The organism is Kitasatospora sp. NPDC088351 (assembly GCF_040685575.1).
In the GTDB taxonomy this organism is placed as follows: Bacteria; Actinomycetota; Actinomycetes; order Streptomycetales; family Streptomycetaceae; genus Kitasatospora.
Window position 1 is genome coordinate 1 of the sequence record NZ_JBFBIL010000067.1, and the last position, 17967, is coordinate 17967.

General features: G+C 72.3%; 10 protein-coding genes. 6 read left to right on the plus strand and 4 right to left on the minus strand.

The features are described from left to right. Positions 1 to 1027: 1027 nt before the first annotated feature. The 3 genes from AB0P06_RS31645 to AB0P06_RS31655 all read left to right on the plus strand — a co-directional run bounded on the left by AB0P06_RS31645 (position 1028) and on the right by AB0P06_RS31655 (position 4515). Positions 1028 to 1930 (plus strand): DUF3710 domain-containing protein, encoded by a 903-nt coding sequence (locus AB0P06_RS31645; RefSeq protein ID WP_363613437.1) that lies wholly within the window; start codon positions 1028 to 1030, stop codon positions 1928 to 1930. Between the two features lie 161 nt (positions 1931 to 2091). Continuing rightward, positions 2092 to 4263 (plus strand): 4-alpha-glucanotransferase, encoded by a 2172-nt coding sequence (malQ, locus tag AB0P06_RS31650; protein ID WP_363613485.1) that lies wholly within the window; start codon positions 2092 to 2094, stop codon positions 4261 to 4263. 21 nt (positions 4264 to 4284) lie between these two features. Further along, complete coding sequence (locus AB0P06_RS31655) at positions 4285 to 4515, plus strand: hypothetical protein (RefSeq protein ID WP_363613439.1); 231 nt, start codon at positions 4285 to 4287, stop codon at positions 4513 to 4515. Positions 4516 to 4598: 83 nt separating this feature from the next. Here the strand turns inward: AB0P06_RS31655 and pepN are convergent, their stop codons facing one another. Both pepN and AB0P06_RS31665 read right to left on the minus strand, forming a co-directional pair. Further along, the gene (pepN, locus tag AB0P06_RS31660) at positions 4599 to 7181 is read right to left on the minus strand and encodes an aminopeptidase N (RefSeq protein ID WP_363613441.1); all 2583 of its coding nucleotides are present in this window, start codon (positions 7179 to 7181) and stop codon (positions 4599 to 4601) included. Positions 7182 to 7351: 170 nt separating this feature from the next. Further along, complete coding sequence (locus AB0P06_RS31665; RefSeq protein ID WP_363613443.1) at positions 7352 to 9061, minus strand: PQQ-binding-like beta-propeller repeat protein; 1710 nt, start codon at positions 9059 to 9061, stop codon at positions 7352 to 7354. Between the two features lie 380 nt (positions 9062 to 9441). Between AB0P06_RS31665 and AB0P06_RS31670 the strand changes: the two genes are divergently transcribed. From AB0P06_RS31670 to AB0P06_RS31680, 3 genes are all read left to right on the plus strand, one after another. Then, the gene (locus AB0P06_RS31670) at positions 9442 to 10644 is read left to right on the plus strand and encodes an ROK family transcriptional regulator (protein ID WP_363613445.1); all 1203 of its coding nucleotides are present in this window, start codon (positions 9442 to 9444) and stop codon (positions 10642 to 10644) included. A gap of 214 nt (positions 10645 to 10858) precedes the next feature. Continuing rightward, a complete protein-coding gene (dxs, locus tag AB0P06_RS31675; protein WP_363613447.1) occupies positions 10859 to 12766 on the plus strand; it encodes a 1-deoxy-D-xylulose-5-phosphate synthase in 1908 nt (635 codons plus the stop codon). 134 nt (positions 12767 to 12900) lie between these two features. Next, positions 12901 to 14445, plus strand: a complete 1545-nt coding sequence (locus AB0P06_RS31680) for a glycosyltransferase family 39 protein (protein WP_363613449.1) — start codon at positions 12901 to 12903, stop codon at positions 14443 to 14445. 74 nt (positions 14446 to 14519) lie between these two features. On the opposite strand, the gene AB0P06_RS31685 is transcribed toward AB0P06_RS31680, so the two are convergent. Then, positions 14520 to 16646, minus strand: coding sequence for a 3-hydroxyacyl-CoA dehydrogenase NAD-binding domain-containing protein (locus tag AB0P06_RS31685; protein WP_363613451.1), 2127 nt, complete (start codon positions 16644 to 16646; stop codon positions 14520 to 14522). 2 nt (positions 16647 to 16648) lie between these two features. After that, positions 16649 to 17893, minus strand: coding sequence for an acetyl-CoA C-acyltransferase (locus AB0P06_RS31690; RefSeq protein ID WP_363613453.1), 1245 nt, complete (start codon positions 17891 to 17893; stop codon positions 16649 to 16651). Between the last annotated feature and the right edge of the window lie 74 nt (positions 17894 to 17967).

Genomic DNA, 17967 nt, shown 5'->3' on the forward strand with positions numbered 1-17967 from the left:
AGACGCTCGGCTGGAATACCCCAGCCGAGCGTCTACGTGATCTACTCACCACCTAAAACCAAGTGGTGTTGCGACGACCCCTTGAACCCAAGGACTCCTGGCGGGGCCTCTGCGTGGGGTGACGGCAGTAGTTGACGGCAACGTCAACGGACGGGGGGCTTCACCGGGAGGCGGGTCGTGGCAGCCCTCAGCCGGAATCCCCGGGCTCTGAGGGCTGCGGAGGTGTGGCGGCGGGGATCGGGCGATCACACGACACAGCCTGAACCTACCGACCCTCCACAACGGCCAAGGACTCAGGAATCCTCGCCCAGGCGAGTACCTGGCAGCAGCCCTGGAACAGTTCAGGCATCGTCTGCAACGTCCCCGTAGCTGACAGCTGGCCGGTGCCGCATCAGGCGGCGGGTGCAGCGCCCTGGAGAACTGTTTAGAGTTTCTTTACTTGATCGAGGCGGCCCGCGCGCGCTCCGGCCCGGCGGGGCCGCCGCCCGCTCCTGTCTCCGCCCCGCTCAGCGGCACCCCGCCGGTCCGGGCGCGCAACACCAGCGAGAGCAGCGCAGTCCGCAGAGCTCTGCCTCAACCCTTGCCCTCCCTCGGAGGGGCCAGGGGGCCGAGTACCGGTGCGGCACCGTCGTGGTGAATGGTCGCGAGTCGTGTCCCTCGCCGGCCGGTCCCCGAAGGCGTACCAGGAACCCCCGGGGACCGCCAAGGCCGAGCGCAAGCGTCACCCGGTGAGCCTTGGCGACCCCTGGAGAACCCTGGTCCGGCGAGGCTGCCCGACCGACGAGGTGCCCGCCAGCTAAGGTCCGTGACCATGGCGGCGTCTCCGCCGGAATCGCAGATGCGGCTATTGCGGCCGGTATTATCGCCTATCGGGCATCGAAGCTGATCAAGGGGTGGCGAAATGGGCGACGTCCGTAACTCTGCGCGGCAGATCCTCGAGGAGTTCCAGCGGAGTGGTTCACTCTCCTCGGATGTGTTGGCCAAGGCCGGCTGGCAGGATTGACCTGACCGGCTGACGCCGGCGCTGGTGCTGTTGTTCGCTGCCAAGGCGCTCCTGCAGCTACGGCGAGAAGGCGGCGAGTGCTTCCCCTTCGATGCTCGGCTGATGGCCGAGCATGGACTTTCCGAAGGTGAGGTCGAAACAATGGTGGAGGCGCTTTGTGGAGATCTCTCAGCTGTCAGGAAGGGGCGACGGAGTGAACTTTTCTCTTTGCGAAACATTCTGGCCATCCTGGTCGTTCTGTTGGGTGAGGAGAGTATTCATGGGGAGGATATTGACTTCCTCCTCGGTGGGGCGGAAGAAATCGCGGATGGATTTCTTCGGGCCGATGATCCGTTCAGGCTGGTCGAGCGGGGTGTGGAGATCGGACCCTGGGACGCGAGCGAGGCGGGCTGGCAGGGTACCGATCTCGTCGACCTCGGTGGCCTCAGGATCCCCCGCGATCCGGGCCTCAAGATCCAGGTGAACGAGGGCAGAGGGTCCTCGGACCTGCTGGAGGCTGTTGTCCTCCGGGGGTCCACGGGGGTGCAGCTCCAGGCCTTCCATGTGACCCAGGAGGGTGCGTGGGCCAGGGCCCGTGAGAAATTCGCGCAGAACGTCCGTGGCCTCGGAGGCGAGGCGCGTGAGTGGGCCGGGCGCGCCGGTGTGGAACTCAGGTGCGAAATCCCGGTGGAACAGTCGCCCGGTGTCAGGGGGCCGCAGACCGTCCGTGTGCTCGGATTCGAAGGGCCGGGCTGGCTGCTGAGGGGCATTGTGACCGGCGAGGGTGCCGACCCTGCGAGCCAGGACGAGTGGGCCTACTCCTACGTCGAGCGCGTGGTTGTCGACCCCTCGTTCCGTAAGGTTCCCGATCCCCTGCTCTCGCCTGCCGGGTTCGGCTCGCTCCAGCCTTCGTCGGACAGTCCGATCCTGCTACGTATGCCGAAGTGACGCACCACCACATCGGGCGGATCCGCTCGCCGTGTGTCGCGCCGGGTCACCGGCCCGTCACGCGGGTAGGACTGTGGCTGTCCTGACAGGGCGTTGCCGAGACATCGCAGGAGCCGCGAGTGGCCGCTTATCTCGACCGTAACGGAGCCGACAGCCTTGAGGTGCCGGCGCAGGACGCGCCGGCGCCTCCGGCCGAACTGGTGGCGCTGGCGCACGCGTACGGGGTGGACACGAGGTACAACCCGGGGAGCGGGGCCGTGCCGGTGGGGGCGCGGACGCTGGTGGCGGTGCTGGCCGCGCTCGGGGTGGAGGCGGGGACACCGGAGGCCGCCCGGGAGGCGCTGGAGCGTCACCGGGCGGCGCTGGCGGCCCGGTTGCTGCCGCCGTGCGTGGTGGTCCGGGCCGGCCGGCGCACCGCGCTGGACGTGCCGGCCGACGCGCGGCTGACCGTCGAGCTGGAGGACGGCGGCCGCTGGGAGCTGCCGCGCGGGCACTCGCACTGGCTGCCCGCCGACCTGCCGCTCGGGCGGCACACCCTCACGGCGGAGACCCCGGAGCGCAGCGGCCGGGCGCCGCTGATCGTCGCACCGGAGCGGCTGCCCCAGCTCCCCGGCCGCGGCTGGGGCTTCCTCGCCCAGCTGTACTCCGTGCTCTCCGACCGCTCCTGGGGCATGGGCGACCTCGGGGACCTCGTCGAGCTCGCCCAGTGGGCGGGCGGCCTCGGCGCGGGCTTCGTGCAGATCAACCCGCTGCACGCCGCCCTGCCCGCCGTCCCCTCCGACCCCTCCCCGTACCGCCCCTCCTCCCGCCGCTTCGCCGACCCGGTGCACCTGCGGATCGAGGCGGTGCCCGAGTACGGCTATCTGACGGGCGAGCAGCGCGCCGAGGCGGAGGAGCTGGGCCGGCGCGCGGCGCGGCTGCGGGCCGAGGTGCTGAGCCACGACGGGCTGATCGACCGGGACGCCGTCTGGGCGCTGAAGCGCGAGGCCCTGCAACTGCTGTACCAGGTGCCGCGCGGCGTGGGACGGGAGGCGGCCTTCCAGGCGTACCAGGCCCGTGAGGGCGAGTGGCTGCGACGCCACGCGCTCTGGAACGCCCTCGCCGAGGTGCACGGCGCCGACTGGCACGGCTGGCCGAAGGACCTGCGCCACCCGGACGGCCCGCAGACCGCCCGCGCCGCCGAGGAGCTGGCGGACCGGGCCGAGTTCCACCGCTGGCTCGCCTGGCAGGTGGGCCAGCAGCTCGCCCACGCCCAGCGGGCCGCCGAGACCGCCGGGATGCCCGTCGGCCTGATCCACGACCTGGCGGTCGGCGCGCACCCGGACGGCGCCGACGCCTGGGTGCTCCAGGACGTGCTGGCCGGCGGCATCTCGGTCGGCGCACCGCCGGACGCGTTCAACGCCCACGGCCAGGACTGGGGCCTGCCGCCCTGGCGCCCGGACGCGCTCGCCGCGGCCGGCTACGCCCCGTACGCCGAGCTGCTGCGCGCCGCCGCCCGGCACGCCGGGGCGATCCGGGTCGACCACGTGATGGGCCTGTTCCGGCTCTGGTGGGTGCCGGCCGGGCACGCGCCGACCGAGGGCGCCTACGTCCGCTACGACGCCGAGGCGATGCTCGGGGTGCTCGCCCTGGAGGCGCACCGGGCCGGTACCGCCGTGATCGGCGAGGATCTGGGCACGGTGGAGCCGGGGGTGCGGGAGGAGCTGGCGGCGCGCGGCATCCTCGGCACGTCCGTCCTCTGGTTCGAGCGGGACTGGCAGGCCAAGGGGGAGATCCTGCCCCCCGAACGCTGGCGGCCGGGCAGCCTGGCCACCCTGACCACCCACGACCTGCCGAGCACCGCGGCCCGGCTCTCCGGCGAGCACGTCGAACTGCGGCACCGGCTCGGCCTGCTGGCCCGCGCGCTCGGCGAGGAGCAGGCCGAGGCGGCGGCGGAGCTGGCCGACTGGCGGGCGGAACTGCTCCGGCTGGGCCTGCTGGCCGAGGGCGAGCCGCTCTCCGCGCAGGCGCTGTACCGCTTCCTGGCGGCCACCCCGGCCGGGCTGGTCGGCGTCTGGCTGCCGGACCTGGTGGGCGATCCGCGCCCGCAGAACCTGCCCGGCACCTGGGACCAGTACCCCAACTGGCGGTTGCCGGTCGCCGACGCCGAGGGCCACCCGGTGACGCTGGACGCCCTGGCCGCGGTACCGGCCGCCCGGGCCCTGCCCGATTTCCTGCGCGCCGGGCCGCAGCCGCAGCCGTCCCCGCCGGGCGGCCCCGGTACCCAGCCCCCGCCGACCCAGCCCCCGTCGACCCGGTCCGAAAGGCCGACCCCGCCGAGCGCGCCCGCGTAAACGACGGGTAAGTTGGGCGACGTGGACAAGAGGAACGCTTTGCGAGCCGGCGCGGTCTCCGCAACGGTCACGCTGATGATGCTGCTGTCGTCGCCCGCCATGGCCCTCACCCGGGACGACGGCGACGACCCGGGTAGCGGCCTGAGCGTCGCCCAGACCCTCGGCCTGTACGTGCTGGCCCCGATCGCGGCCTTCGTGATCATCGCCGCCCTGGCCGGCCTGCCGTACGGCGGCAAGGCCAAGAAGAAGTAGCCCGAGGGCCCGCCACAGGACCCGTACAGACCCCGAAGGGGCGCCGGACCAGGTCCGGCGCCCCTTCGGGCGTTCCCGCGGGATCAGCTCCGGGCGCCCGCCGCCCGGTCGGCCGCCTGGGCCTTCAGCGCGCGCTCCACACCGGCCCGCGCCTCGACGACCTGCCGGCGCAGCGCCGGGGCCGGTTCGGCCGAGGCCAGCCACGCGTCGGTGGCGTCCAGGGTGGCCTGCTCGACCTGGAGCGCCGGGTACAGGCCGACGACGATCTGCTGCGAGATCTCGTGGCTGCGGGTCTCCCAGACGCCCTTGACGGCCGCGAAGTACTTCGCGGTGTAGGGGGCGAGCAGCTCGCGCTGGTCGGCCTGCTGGAAGCCGGCGATCACCGCGTCCTGGACGTAGTTGGTGAGCGTGTCCGACTCCACCACGGAGGCCCAGGCCGCGGCCTTGGCCTCGGCGGTCGGCCGGGCGGCCCGGCAGCTGGCGGCGTGCTCCTGGCCGGCCGCGGTGTTGTCGCGGGCCAGCTCGGCCTCGACCGCCGCGTCGTCGGCGCGGCCGGTGGCGGCCAGCCGGGCGAGCAGCGTCCAGCGCAGCTCGGTGTCCACGGCCAGGCCCTTCAGCTCGACCGAGCCGTCCAGCAGCCCGGCGAGCAGACCGAGCTGCCCGTCGGTGCGGGCGACGCCGGCCAGCGTGCGGGCCCAGGCCAGCTGGTGGTCGCTGCCGGGCTCGGCGGCGCGCAGCCGCTCCTCGGCGGCCTCGGCCCAGCGGGCCAGACCCTGCTCGCGCCAGGCCGGGTCGGCGTAGGCGTCGAGGGCCAGCTTGACCTGACGGTGCACCGACTGGACGACGCCGATGTCGGACTCCCGCTCCAGGCCGGAGAGCGCCAGCGCGAGGTAGTCGCGGGCGGCCAGCTCGCCGTCGCGGGTCATGTCCCAGGCGGAGGCCCAGCACAGGGCGCGCGGCAGCGAGTCGGCGAAACCGCCGAGGTGCTCGGTGACGACGGCCAGCGAGTCCTCGTCGAGGCGGACCTTGGCGTAGGAGAGGTCGTCGTCGTTGAGCAGGATGACGGCCGGGCGGTGGCGGCCGACCAGCTCCGGGACGTCGGTGCGCGGGCCGTCGACGTCCAGCTCGATCCGGTCGGTGCGCACCAGCGCGCCGTCGGCCGGCTCGTAGAGGCCGATGGCGATCCGGTGCGGGCGCAGCACGGCCTCGCCGCGGGCGCCGGCCGGCAGCGCGGGGGCCTCCTGAAGGACGGTGAAGGTCTCGATCGCGCCGTCGCCGTCGAGGGTGAGCTCCGGGCGCAGCACGTTGATCCCGGCGGTCTCCAGCCAGGCCTTGGACCAGGCCTTGAGGTCGCGCCCGCTGGTCTCCTCCAGCGCGCCGAGCAGGTCGCTCAGGCGGGTGTTGCCCCAGGCGTGCCGCTTGAAGTACGCCTGCACGCCCTGGAAGAAGGCGTCCTGGCCGACGTACGCCACCAGCTGCTTGAGCACCGAGGCGCCCTTGGCGTAGGTGATGCCGTCGAAGTTGACCATGACGTCTTCGAGATCGTTGATCTCGGCCATGATCGGGTGGGTGGACGGCAGCTGGTCCTGCCGGTACGCCCAGGTCTTCATCTGGTTGGCGAAGGTGGTCCAGGAGTGCGGCCACTTGGAGCCGGGGGCCTCGGCCTGGCAGACGGCCTCGGCGAAGGTCGCGAACGACTCGTTCAGCCAGAGGTCGTTCCACCACTCCATGGTGACGAGGTCGCCGAACCACATGTGGGCCAGCTCGTGCAGGATCGTCGCGGCCCGCTGCTCGTACGCGGCGTCGGTCACCTTGGAACGGAACACGTACTGGTCGCGCAGGGTGACGGCGCCCGCGTTCTCCATCGCGCCGGCGTTGAACTCCGGGACGAAGAGCTGGTCGTACTTGGCGAACGGGTACGGGTAGTCGAACTTCTCCTGGAAGTAGTCGAAGCCCTGCTTGGTGACCGCGAAGATCGCCTCGGCGTCCAGGAACTCGCGCAGCGAGGGCCGGCAGTAGACGCCCAGCGGCACCTTCTGGTCGCCGTTCTCGTAGCTGTCGAAGACACCGACGTACGGGCCGGCGACGAGCGCGGTGATGTAGGTGGAGATCCGGCCGGTCGGCTCGAACGTCCAGACCTGGGTGTCGCCCTCGCCGGTCGGGACCGGGGTGGGGGAGTTGGAGACCACGACCCAGCCCCGGGGGGCGGTCACCCGGAAGGTGAACGCGGCCTTGAGGTCGGGCTGTTCGAAGGAGGCGAAGACGCGGCGGGCGTCCGGCACCTCGAACTGGGTGTACAGGTAGGTCTCGCCGTCGACCGGGTCGACGAACCGGTGCAGGCCCTCACCGGTGTTGGTGTAGGCGCAGTCGGCGACCACCCGCAGCTCGTTCTCGGCGGCGAGGCCGGGCAGCGCGATCCGGCTGTCGGCGAAGTTCGCGGTGTCGATCCGCTCGCCGTTGAGCGTGATCTCCTCGACGCTCGGTGCCACCAGGTCGATGAAGGTGGCCGCGCCGGGGGTGCTCGCGGTGAACCGGACCACGGTGGTGGACCGGAAGGTGCCTCCTTCGCGGGCCGAGCTCAGGTCGAGCTCGATGTCGTACGCGTCCACGTGCAGGAGGTCGGCCCGGGTGCGGGCCTCCTCACGGGTCAGGTTGGTGCCGGGCACTCGCAGGACTCCTTCGTCAGGCTGATGCTTCGCATCCTCCCATGCCCAACGCGCGGGGCCGGCGAATAATCGCGGGCGGGGCGGAGCAGGCCGTTCGGCCCGTCCCGCCCCGCCCGCGACGGGGGGTCAGCGCATCTCGCGCCGACCGCATTTCCCGGGGTGGCGGTGCCTCACTTCTTGGCGTACTTGAAGACCGGCGCGTCCGAGCCGCCGCTGCGGGCGAAGCCGACGAGCGAGCCGTCCGGCTGGATCACGTACTCCGTGCTGCTGGAGACGGTGTAGGTGCCCTTCGGCGCCGCGAGGTCGCCGAGTTCGCTCACCGAGCCGTCGGTGGGCGCGAGCGTGACCAGCTTGGCGTCCTTGTTGTAGCCCATGTCCAGCACCGCGCGGACCCGGCCGTCCTTGTCGGTGCCGGAGACCAGCCGGATGCCCTGGTTGGTGCCGCCGGTGGAGGACCAGAGTCGCTTGCCGGTGGTCAGGTCGTACGCGTTGATGGCCGGCTTGGTGCCGTTGACCTGCGCGTACAGCGTGGTGCCGCTGATCACGTTCTGGGTGAACGCCTCGTGCTCGCCGGAGAGCCGCAGGCTGTCCGAACCGGCTTCCTTGACCGGCAGCTTGGCCATCGGCTTGTTGCTCTTGTCGAACGGCAGCACGTAGTCGCCGCTGGTGTTGTTGGTGATCAGCAGCACCAGGGGCGAGGACGAGAGGGCCTTGTCGACGTGTTCCAGGTCGTCCAGCGGGAGCGCGCCGCTGGTGGCCTTGCCGGTCTCCGCGTCCACGATCTGGAGCTGCGCCGTGGTGTTGGAGCCCTGGTAGCAGCGGTCGCTGATCGCGATCTGGTTGCCGGCCGCCCTGCTGTAGACGGAACAGTTCTTCTCGCGCGGCTGGTACTGCCAGACCGGCGAGCCGTCGGTGATGCTGACCGCGCCGATGGCGGTGCCGGCGATCACGACGGTCTTGTCGGTGATGCTCAGGGTCGGCCCGGAGAGCCGGTCGGTGGTCACCTTGGTCGACCAGAGCAGCTTGCCGCTGGTGAGGTCCACCGTGCCGACCGTGGAGCAGTCGCTGTCACCGGTGTTGAGCGACACCGCGACCACGTGCTTGGAGTTCACCCCGTGCGAGACGGTGCAGAACTCCTTCGCGCCGGCCGGCGGCGCGATGGTCCACGCCTCCTTGCCGTCGGAGGCGTTGACGGCCCGGATGCCGGTGGTGTCCGCGCGGACGAGGACCTTGTCGGTGCCCCAGGCCCCGAGGACCTGGGAGCCGCTGCCGGCGTTGGCGGGCTTGGCGGCGTTCCAGGCGAGGTTGTAGGCGCCCGCCTTGCCGCCGCCGGTGCCGCCACTGGCGCTGGCGCTCGGGGAGTTCGAGGTGGTCGGGTCGTCGGTGGTCCCGCCGGTGACGCTGCCGCCGGTGACGGTGCCCCCGGTGCTCGCCACGGGGTCGTGCTTGGGGTCGTCGGTGAGGAGCACGACCAGGCCGGCCACGATGGCGATCGCCAGCACGCCGCCGATGATCCCGCCCCAGAGCATCACCGGGTTGCGCTGCTTCGGCGCGGGCGGCACCGGCACGCCCTGGTAGCCGTACCCGGCCTGCTGCGGGTACCCGTAGCCGTTGGCCGGCGGCGGGGCGGGGTAGCCGTACGGCTGGCCGGCGACGGGCGCCTGGTACGGCGGAGCCGGGTCGTACGGGCCGACCGGTGCGCCCGGCGGGGGCGGCGGCGCGCTCTGCGCGGGGAACGCGGCCGCGGTGGGCGCGTAGGCGTACTCGCTGCCCGGAGCCGGAGCCGGAGCCGGCCCGGGCGGCGGTGGTGTGCCGGGCGCGGCCGGTGCGACCCGGCCCGGGACCGGCGCCCCGTCGACATGTGTCCTCTGGTCCGCCACGGCGGCCGGGTCCACGCCGCCGGGCGTGCGCCCGAGTGAGACGCCCCGGTTGCCCTGCGCACCGCCGCCGGACGAATCGCCTGTCCCCGGTATCGGGTGATCCCCTGCCATCTGCTGCCCCGTCATGTCTGGAAGCGCCCCCCGGCCGGTTCACATCCGGGGCCGGTGGGGCGGGTGAGATTGGGCACCATCGTACGGGTGGGCTTTCCCGGGCCCTCCTCAGGAGCCCCCGGACCCCTGCGCGACGGCCCCGGACCGCACCGGCCGCCGCCGTCCGGTCCCGCCCCGGACCGCACCCCCGGGCCGCTCCGCGCCGTAGGCTTCAGGAGTTGAAGGGGACGCCCGGCGGAGGGGTTCCCTCGCCGTTGGGAGGGTCGATCATGTCGACGGACACACCGGGCTCGCAGTCCTCGCTGCACCGGGCGAACCTGGACCGGGTGCTGCGGGCGGTGCGGATGGCCGGCTCGCTGACCCAGGCGGAGATCGCCCGCGGCACCGGCCTCTCGGCGGCCACCGTGTCCAACATCGTCCGGGAGCTGAAGGAGGGCGGCACCGTCGTGGTCGCCGACACCTCCTCCGGCGGCCGCCGCGCCCGCAGCGTCTCGCTCAGCGGCGACGCGGGGATCGTGGTGGGCATCGATTTCGGCCACACCCATCTCCGGGTCGCCGTCGGCAACCTGGCGCACCGGGTGCTCGCCGAGGAGAGCGCGCCGATCGACGTCGACGTCTCCGCCGAGCAGGGCTTCGACCGCGCCGAGGCGCTGGTCGAGCGGCTGCTCCAGCAGGCGGGTTTCCGCCCCGACAAGGTGATCGGCGTCGGCCTCGGCGTGCCCGGCCCGATCGACGTGGAGACCGGCGCCCTCGGCTCCACCGCGATCCTGCCCGGCTGGACCGGCATCGCCCCCGGCCGGGAGCTGGCCGAGCGGCTCGGCATGCCGGTGCACGTGGACAACGACGCCAACCTCGGCGCGCTCGGCGAGCTGGTCTGGGGCGCCGGCCGCGGGGTGAGCGACCTCGCCTACATCAAGGTGGCCAGCGGCGTCGGCGCCGGTCTGGTCGTCAACGGCCAGCTCTACCGCGGCCCGGGCGGCACCGCCGGTGAGATCGGGCACATCACCCTGGACGAGGCCGGCCCGGTCTGCCGCTGCGGCAACCGGGGCTGCCTGGAGACCTTCGTCGGCTCCCGCTACCTGCTCGGCCTGCTCACCCCCACCCTCGGCACCGGGCTCACCCTGCCCCGGGTGGTCGAGCTGGCCCACCACGGCGACCTCGGCTGCCGCCGGGTGATCGCCGACGCCGGCCGGCAGATCGGCAGCGGCGTCGCCACCCTCTGCAACCTGCTCAACCCCCGCCGGGTCATCCTCGGCGGAGACCTCGCCGAGGCCGGTGAGCTGGTGCTCGGCCCGATCCGGGACTCGGTGGCCCGGTACGCCATCCCCAGCGCCGCCCGTCAGCTCTCGGTGGTCCCCGGCACCCTGGGCGGCCGGGCCGAGGTGCTCGGCGCGCTCGCCCTGGTGATGAGCGAGATGGACGAGTCGGGCGCCGTCGGCCGCCCGGTCCCGGCGTCCGTCGCCCGGCCCTGAGCGGGGCGCGGCCCCGGCCGGATCCGGGTGCGGGCCGCACCCCGGCGGCCGGCGGTAACCGGCCGGTGGCACCGGGCGCGCCGCTCGGTGTCCGGGAGGCGGACATTAGACTCGACCGGTCGGCACCGACCGAGACCGTCGGAGCGCGCCGGCACACCGGGCAGCGACGCCCGTCGGACCCCCGCGGTCCGCAACTTTGAACGAGGAGGAACGGGTGGCCCTGCTGACCCGCATTCGGGGACCGCGCGATCTCGACCGGCTCACGCCCGGACAGCTGGCCGCACTGGCCCAGGAGATCCGGACCTTCCTGGTGACGGAGGTCTCCAAGACGGGCGGCCACCTCGGGCCCAACCTCGGCGTGGTGGAGCTGACCATCGCGCTGCACCGGGTCTTCGACTCCCCGCGCGACCGCATCCTCTTCGACACCGGCCACCAGAGCTACGTCCACAAGCTGCTCACCGGCCGCCAGGACTTCTCCCGGCTGCGGATGAAGGACGGCCTCTCCGGCTACCCCTCCCGCGCCGAGTCCGAGCACGACGTGATCGAGAACTCGCACGCCTCCACCGTGCTCTCGTACGCCGACGGTCTCGCCAAGGCCAACCAGATCCAGGGGCACCAGGACCGCCCGGTCGTCGCCGTCATCGGCGACGGCGCGCTCACCGGCGGGATGGCCTGGGAGGCGCTCAACAACATCGCCGACGCCAAGGACCGCCCGCTCGTCATCGTCGTCAACGACAACGAGCGCTCCTACTCGCCGACCATCGGCGGCATGGCCAACCACCTCGCCACGCTGCGCACCACCCAGGGCTACGAGCGCTTCCTCTCCTGGGGCAAGGACGCGCTGCAGCGCACCCCCGTGGTCGGCCAGCAGCTGTTCGAGACCCTGCACGGCGCCAAGAAGGGCCTGAAGGACTTCATCGCCCCGCAGGGCATGTTCGAGGACCTCGGCCTCAAGTACATCGGCCCGATCGACGGCCACGACCTCACCGCCCTGGAGTCCGCGCTGACCAAGGCGCGCGGTTTCGGCGGACCGGTGATCGTGCACTGCCTCACCGAGAAGGGGCGCGGCTACCACGCCGCCGAGAACAACGACGAGGACCGCTTCCACGCGGTCGGCGTGATCCACCCGGAGACCGGTCTGCCGATCAAGAGCTCCGGCAAGGACTGGACGTCGGTCTTCGGCGAGGAGATGGTCGCGCTCGGCCACGAGCGCGAGGACATCGTCGGCATCACCGCGGCGATGCTCCACCCGGTGGGCCTGGCGCCGTTCGCCAAGGCCTTCCCGGAGCGCATCTTCGACGTCGGCATCGCCGAGCAGCACGCCGTCACCAGTGCCGCCGGTATGGCCACCAACGGCCTGCACCCGGTCTTCGCGGTCTACGCGACCTTCCTCAACCGGGCCTTCGACCAGGTCCTGATGGACGTCGCCCTGCACAAGCTGGGCGTCACCTTCGTGCTGGACCGCTCCGGCGTCACCGGCACCGACGGCGCCTCGCACAACGGCATGTGGGACATGTCGATCCTGCAGGTCGTCCCCGGCCTGCGGCTGGCCGCCCCGCGCGACGCCGACCAGCTCCGCGCCCAGCTGCGCGAGGCCGTCCAGGTCGGGGACGCCCCGACCGTGGTCCGCTACTCCAAGGGCACGGTCGGCCCGGCCGTCGCCGCGGTCGGCCGGGTCGGCGGCATGGACGTGCTGCGCGCGGCCGAGGCCCCGGCCGGCGACCGCCGTGCCGACGTGCTGATCGTCTCGGTCGGCGCGATGGCCCCCACCAGCCTGGAGGTGGCCGACCTGCTGGCCGCCCAGGGCATCACCGCCACCGTGGTGGACCCGCGCTGGGTCAAGCCGGTGGACGCCGCCCTGCCCGGCCTGGCGGCCGAGCACCGGGTGGTCGTCACGATCGAGGACAACGGCCGGGTCGGCGGTGTGGGCGCGGCCGTGGCGCAGGCGCTGCGCGACGCCGAGGTGGACGTGCCGGTGCGTGACTTCGGCATCCCGCAGCAGTTCCTGGACCACGCCTCGCGGGCCGAGATCCTCGCCGAGATCGGCCTCAACGCCCCGGACATCGCCCGCCGGGTCACCGCGCTGGTCTCCCGGCTGGACGTGGCCCCCGTCGAGGCCTGACCGGGGCCCGGGCCGCCCCACGGACGGCCGACCGACGCAACTCTGTAACAGTTCGTCACAGGCAAGGCTGATAATCGCACCGAAAGGCGGGACCGGCGCTGCCCGCGCCGATCCCGCCCGGTAGGTTGTCACTCGTGCCGACGACCCCCACCCACCCACGCCTCGCCGGCCCGGCCCAGCGCCTGCCCATGGCGGCCTTCCTGGCCGACCGCTGGGCGGGCGTCCGTACGGGTTACTGGACGAGGCTGGTGCCGGTGCTGGCCCTGGTCGCGCTCGTCACCCACATCCCCTCCTTCGTCCGGCCGGTCTGGAGCCCCGACGAGGGCTTCCTGGCCACCCAGGCGCGAATGCTCTCCGACGGCGGGGTGCTGTACGACACCGTCGTGGACCGCAAGCCGCCGCTGCTGCCCTGGCTCTACCAGGCCTGCTTCACCGTCTTCGGCTCCGCCTCGCTCTGGCCGCTGCGCACCCTGGCCGTGGTCGCCCACCTGGTCACCGCGATCCTGCTGGCCTCGATCGCCCGCGGCCGCTGGGGCAACCGGGCCGGCGCCGGGGCGGGCCTGCTCTACCTGCTGGTCTCCATCGGGCTCTCCCCGGAGGACACCCAGGCGGCCACCTTCGAGGTCTTCATGCTGCCCGCCATGGTGGCCGCCTTCCGGTACGCCGAGCGGCGCCGCTGGCTGGCCGCGGGCATCGCGGTGGCGCTCTGTTCGCTGACCAAGCAGACCGGCGGCGCCGTGATGCTGCCGGTGCTCTGGATGCTGTTCCAGGACGCCCGCCGGCGCGGGGTGCGCTGGCCGCCCGCCCTGTTCAAGATCGGTTTCGGGTTCACGCTGCCGATAGCGCTGGTCGCGGTGATCCTCACCAAGCCCAAGGGCTTCCTGTTCTGGGTGGTCACCGGCAGCGGCGACTACGCCTCCTTCGGCGGTGCCTGGCTCCAGATGACCGGCCGGGCGCTGGGCAACTCCGCGATCCTGGTCGGGGCCGGCCTGGGCTTCCTGCTGCCGGTCGGGCGCCGGCTCTGGCTGAAGTACCGCCACCGCCCGCTGCCCGTCGCGGGGGAGGAGCACGGTTCCACCACCGACCTCTGGGTCTGGCTGCTCTCCTCGGCCGTCGCGGTCAGTGTCGGCTTCCACTTCTTCGGCCACTACTACCTGCAGCTGATGCCCCCGCTGGTGCTGCTGGGCACCGGCGCGGTCGCCACCTCGGCGGTCCGCTGGCGGCCGGTCCTGGTGTACACCACGGCCGTCGCGACGGTGTTCTGGGGCCTGGCGCTGGCCTGGCCGGGGGAGCGGCTCGACCGGACCACGGAGGTCGCCACCGCCGTCGCCGCGCAGACCACGCCGAAGGACACCGTGCTGGTCTGGGGCATGCACCCGGAGCTGTACTGGCTGGCCGACCGCAAGCCGGCCACCCGCTACCTGACGGCGGGCTTCCTGACGAACTACAGCGGCGGCAAGGACGGCAACCCGAACGTCGGCGAACAGTTCAGCGTCAGCAACGCCTGGCAGACCTTCGACCAGGAGATCGCCAAGAGCCTGCCCGAGGTCGTGGTGGACGACTCCGGCCTCGCCCCGTACCAGCCCGGGCTGGTGCCGAAGATCGAGAACCTGCTGGACACCCACTACGAGATGGTCGGCGTCTTCGCCGACACCGTGGTCTACCGCCTCAAGCGCTGAGCCCCGGGCCCGGCACACGAGCAGGAGCCCCGGTGACCTCCACGGTCACCGGGGCTCCTGAGGGTCCGGCCGCGTTACGCGGGGACGGAGGCCACGCCCGGGGCGAGGAACCTCTTGCCGTTCACCCGCTCGGCGACGCCCGAACGGTCCAGGTACGGGGTGATCCCGCCCAGGTGGAAGGGCCAGCCGGCACCGGTGATCATGCAGAGGTCGATGTCCTGCGCCTCGGCGACGACACCCTCCGCCAGCATCAGGCCGATCTCCTGCGTCACGGCCTCCAGCGCGCGGTCGAGGACCTGCTCCTCGGTCAGCACGGAGTCGCCGAAGGTCAGCAGCTCCAGCACCTCGGGGTCGAGGACCTGCTTGCCGTCGACCCAGGTGTAGAAGCCGCGCTTGCCGGCCTTGACCACCCGGCCGAGGTTCTCGGAGACGGTGAACCGCTCCGGGAAGGCGCCGTGCAGGGTCTCCGAGACATGCAGCGCGATGGCCGGGCCGACCAGCTCCAGCAGCACGATCGGGGACATCGGCAGACCGAGCGGCTCGACGCCCTTCTCGACGGTGGCGATCGGGGTGCCCTCGTCGATGATGCTCTGGATCTCGCCCATGAAGCGGGTCAGGATCCGGTTCACCACGAACGCCGGGGCGTCCTTGACCAGTACGGCGGTCTTCTTCAGCTTCTTCGAGACGCCGAAGGCCGTGGCCAGCGAGGCGTCGTCGGTCTGCTCGCCGCGGACGATCTCCAGCAGCGGGAGGATCGCGACCGGGTTGAAGAAGTGGAAGCCGACGACCCGCTCGGGGTGCTTCAGCTTCGAGGCCATCTCGGTGACCGAGAGCGAGGAGGTGTTGGTCGCCAGCACACAGGTCGGCGAGACCACGTTCTCCAGGTCGGCGAAGACGGTCTGCTTGACGCCCATCTCCTCGAACACGGCCTCGATCACGAAGTCCGCGTCGGCGAAGCCGGCGGCCTTGTCGAGCGAGCCGGTGACCAGGCCCTTGAGGCGGTTGGCCTTGTCCTGGCCGATCCGCCCCTTGCCGAGCAGCTTGTCGATCTCGGTGTGGACGTAGCCGACGCCCTTGTCGATGCGCTCCTGGTCGATGTCGGTGAGGACCACCGGCACCTCCAGCCGGCGGGCGAACAGCAGCGCCAGCTGCGAGGCCATCAGACCGGCGCCGACCACGCCGACCTTGGTGACCGGGCGGGCCAGCGACTTGTCCGGCGCGCCGAACGGGCGCTTGGCCCGGCGCTGCACCAGGTTGAAGGCGTAGATGCCGCTGCGCAGCTCGCCGCTCATGATGAGGTCGGCCAGGGCCGCGTCCTCGGCGTCGAAGCCCGCCTGCAGGTCCTGGTCCTTGACCCGGGCGATGATGTCCAGCGCCTTGTACGCGGCCGGAGCGGCACCGTGCACCTTGGCGTCGGCGACCAGCCGGCCCCAGGCGACGGCGTCGTCCCAGGCCTTGCCGCGGTCGATCTCCTCGCGCTCGACCACGACGTCGCCGTTGAGGACCTTGGCGGTCCACAGCAGCGACTGTTCCAGGAAGTCGGCCGGCTCGAAGATCGCGTCCGCGATGCCGAGCTCGAACACGTCCGCGCCCTTGAGCTGCTTGTTCTGGCTCATCGAGTTCTCGATGATCACCTTGACGGCCTTCGCCGGACCGACCAGGTTCGGCAGGAGGGTGCAGCCGCCCCAGCCCGGGACGAGGCCCAGGAAGACCTCGGGCAGCGAGAAGGCCGGCACGCCCGCGCTGACCGTGCGGTAGGTGCAGTGCAGGCCGACCTCGACGCCGCCGCCCATCGCCGCGCCGTTGTAGTAGGCGAAGGACGGGACGGGCAGCGCGGCGATCCGCTTGAAGACCTCGTGGCCGCCCTTGCCGATGGCCAGCGCGTCCGCGTGCTCCTTGAGCAGCTCGACGCCCTTGAGGTCGGCGCCGACCGCGAAGATGAACGGCTTGCCGGTGACGGCGACGCCGACGATCGTCCCCTCGGCGGCCTCCGCCTCGACCTGGTCGAGTGCGGCGGACAGCTTCAGCAGCGAGCCCGGGCCGAAGGTGGTCGGCTTGGTGTGGTCGAAGCCATTGTCCAGGGTGATCAGGGCCAGCCGTCCGGCCCGCAGCGGCAGGTCCAGGTGGCGTACGTGCGCGGTGGTCACGACCTCGCCGGGGAACAGCCCGGCGCCGTGCTGCAGCAGCTCAGTGGTGCTCATGGTCACTTACCGCCCTCGGACTCTGCCTGCTCGGTGGCTCCGCTCCAGTGCGGGTTCTCCCAGATGATCGTGCCGCCCATGCCGAAGCCGATGCACATCGTGGTGAGGCCGTAGCGGACGTCCGGGCGCTGTCCGAAGCGGCGGGCCAGCTGGTTCATCAGGCGCACGCCGGAGGAGGCCAGCGGGTGGCCGTAGGCGATCGCGCCGCCGTACGGGTTGACCCGCTCGTCGTCGTCCGCGATGCCGTAGTGGTCCAGGAAGGCGAGCACCTGGACGGCGAAGGCCTCGTTGATCTCGAAGGCCTGGATGTCGTCGATGGTCAGACCGGCCTTGGCCAGCGCCTTCTCGGTGGCCGGCACCGGGCCGATGCCCATGACCTCGGGCTCGACGCCCGCGAAGGCGAACGAGACCAGCCGCATCCTCACCGGGAGGCCGAGCTCCTCGGCGACGTCCTCGGCGGCCAGCAGCGAGGCGGTGGCGCCGTCGTTCAGACCGGCCGAGTTGCCCGCGGTGACGTTGCCGTGCGGGCGGAACGGGGTCTTGAGGCCCGCCAGGTTCTCCAGGGTGGTGCCCGGGCGCATCGGCTCGTCCACGGTGGCCAGGCCCCAGCCGGTCTCGCCGACCTCGGGGTTGGTGTTGCGGATCGAGATCGGCACCAGGTCGGGCTGGATGTCGCCGTTGGCGTACGCCTTGGCGGCCTTCTCCTGCGAGCGCACGGCGTAGGCGTCGCAGCGCTCCTTGGTCAGGTGCGGGAACCGGTCGTGCAGGTTCTCCGCGGTCATGCCCATGAACAGGGCGGACTCGTCGACCAGCTTCTCGGAGACGAAGCGCGGGTTGGGGTCGACGCCCTCGCCCATCGGGTGGCGGCCCATGTGCTCGACGCCGCCGGCCACGACCACGTCGTACGCGCCGAAGGCGATGCCGCCGGCGGTGGTGGTGACGGCGGTCAGCGCGCCGGCGCACATCCGGTCGATCGCGTAGCCCGGGACGGACTTCGGCAGGCCGGACAGCAGGGCGGCGGTGCGGCCGATGGTCAGCCCCTGGTCGCCGATCTGCGTGGTGGCCGCGACGGCGACCTCGTCGATCCGCTCGACGGGCAGGTTCGGGTTACGGCGTACGAGTTCCCGGATGCACTTGACGACCAGGTCGTCGGCGCGGGTCTCGTGGTAGATGCCCTTCGGGCCGGCCTTGCCGAACGGGGTGCGGACGCCATCGACGAAGACGACGTCCCTCGCGGTACGAGGCACGGGGGCTCTCCTCCCAGGGACCAACGGTTGAGGTGGGCAGGCCGCCGCCGTCGAAGACCCGGGCGGCGCCGCTC

Coding starts and splice junctions, on each gene's coding strand:
- AB0P06_RS31670 (WP_363613445.1), top strand. CDS start 9,442: ATGTCGACGGACACACCGGGCTCGCAGTCCTCGCTGCACCGGGCGAAC.
- AB0P06_RS31685 (WP_363613451.1), bottom strand. CDS start 16,646: ATGAGCACCACTGAGCTGCTGCAGCACGGCGCCGGGCTGTTCCCCGGC.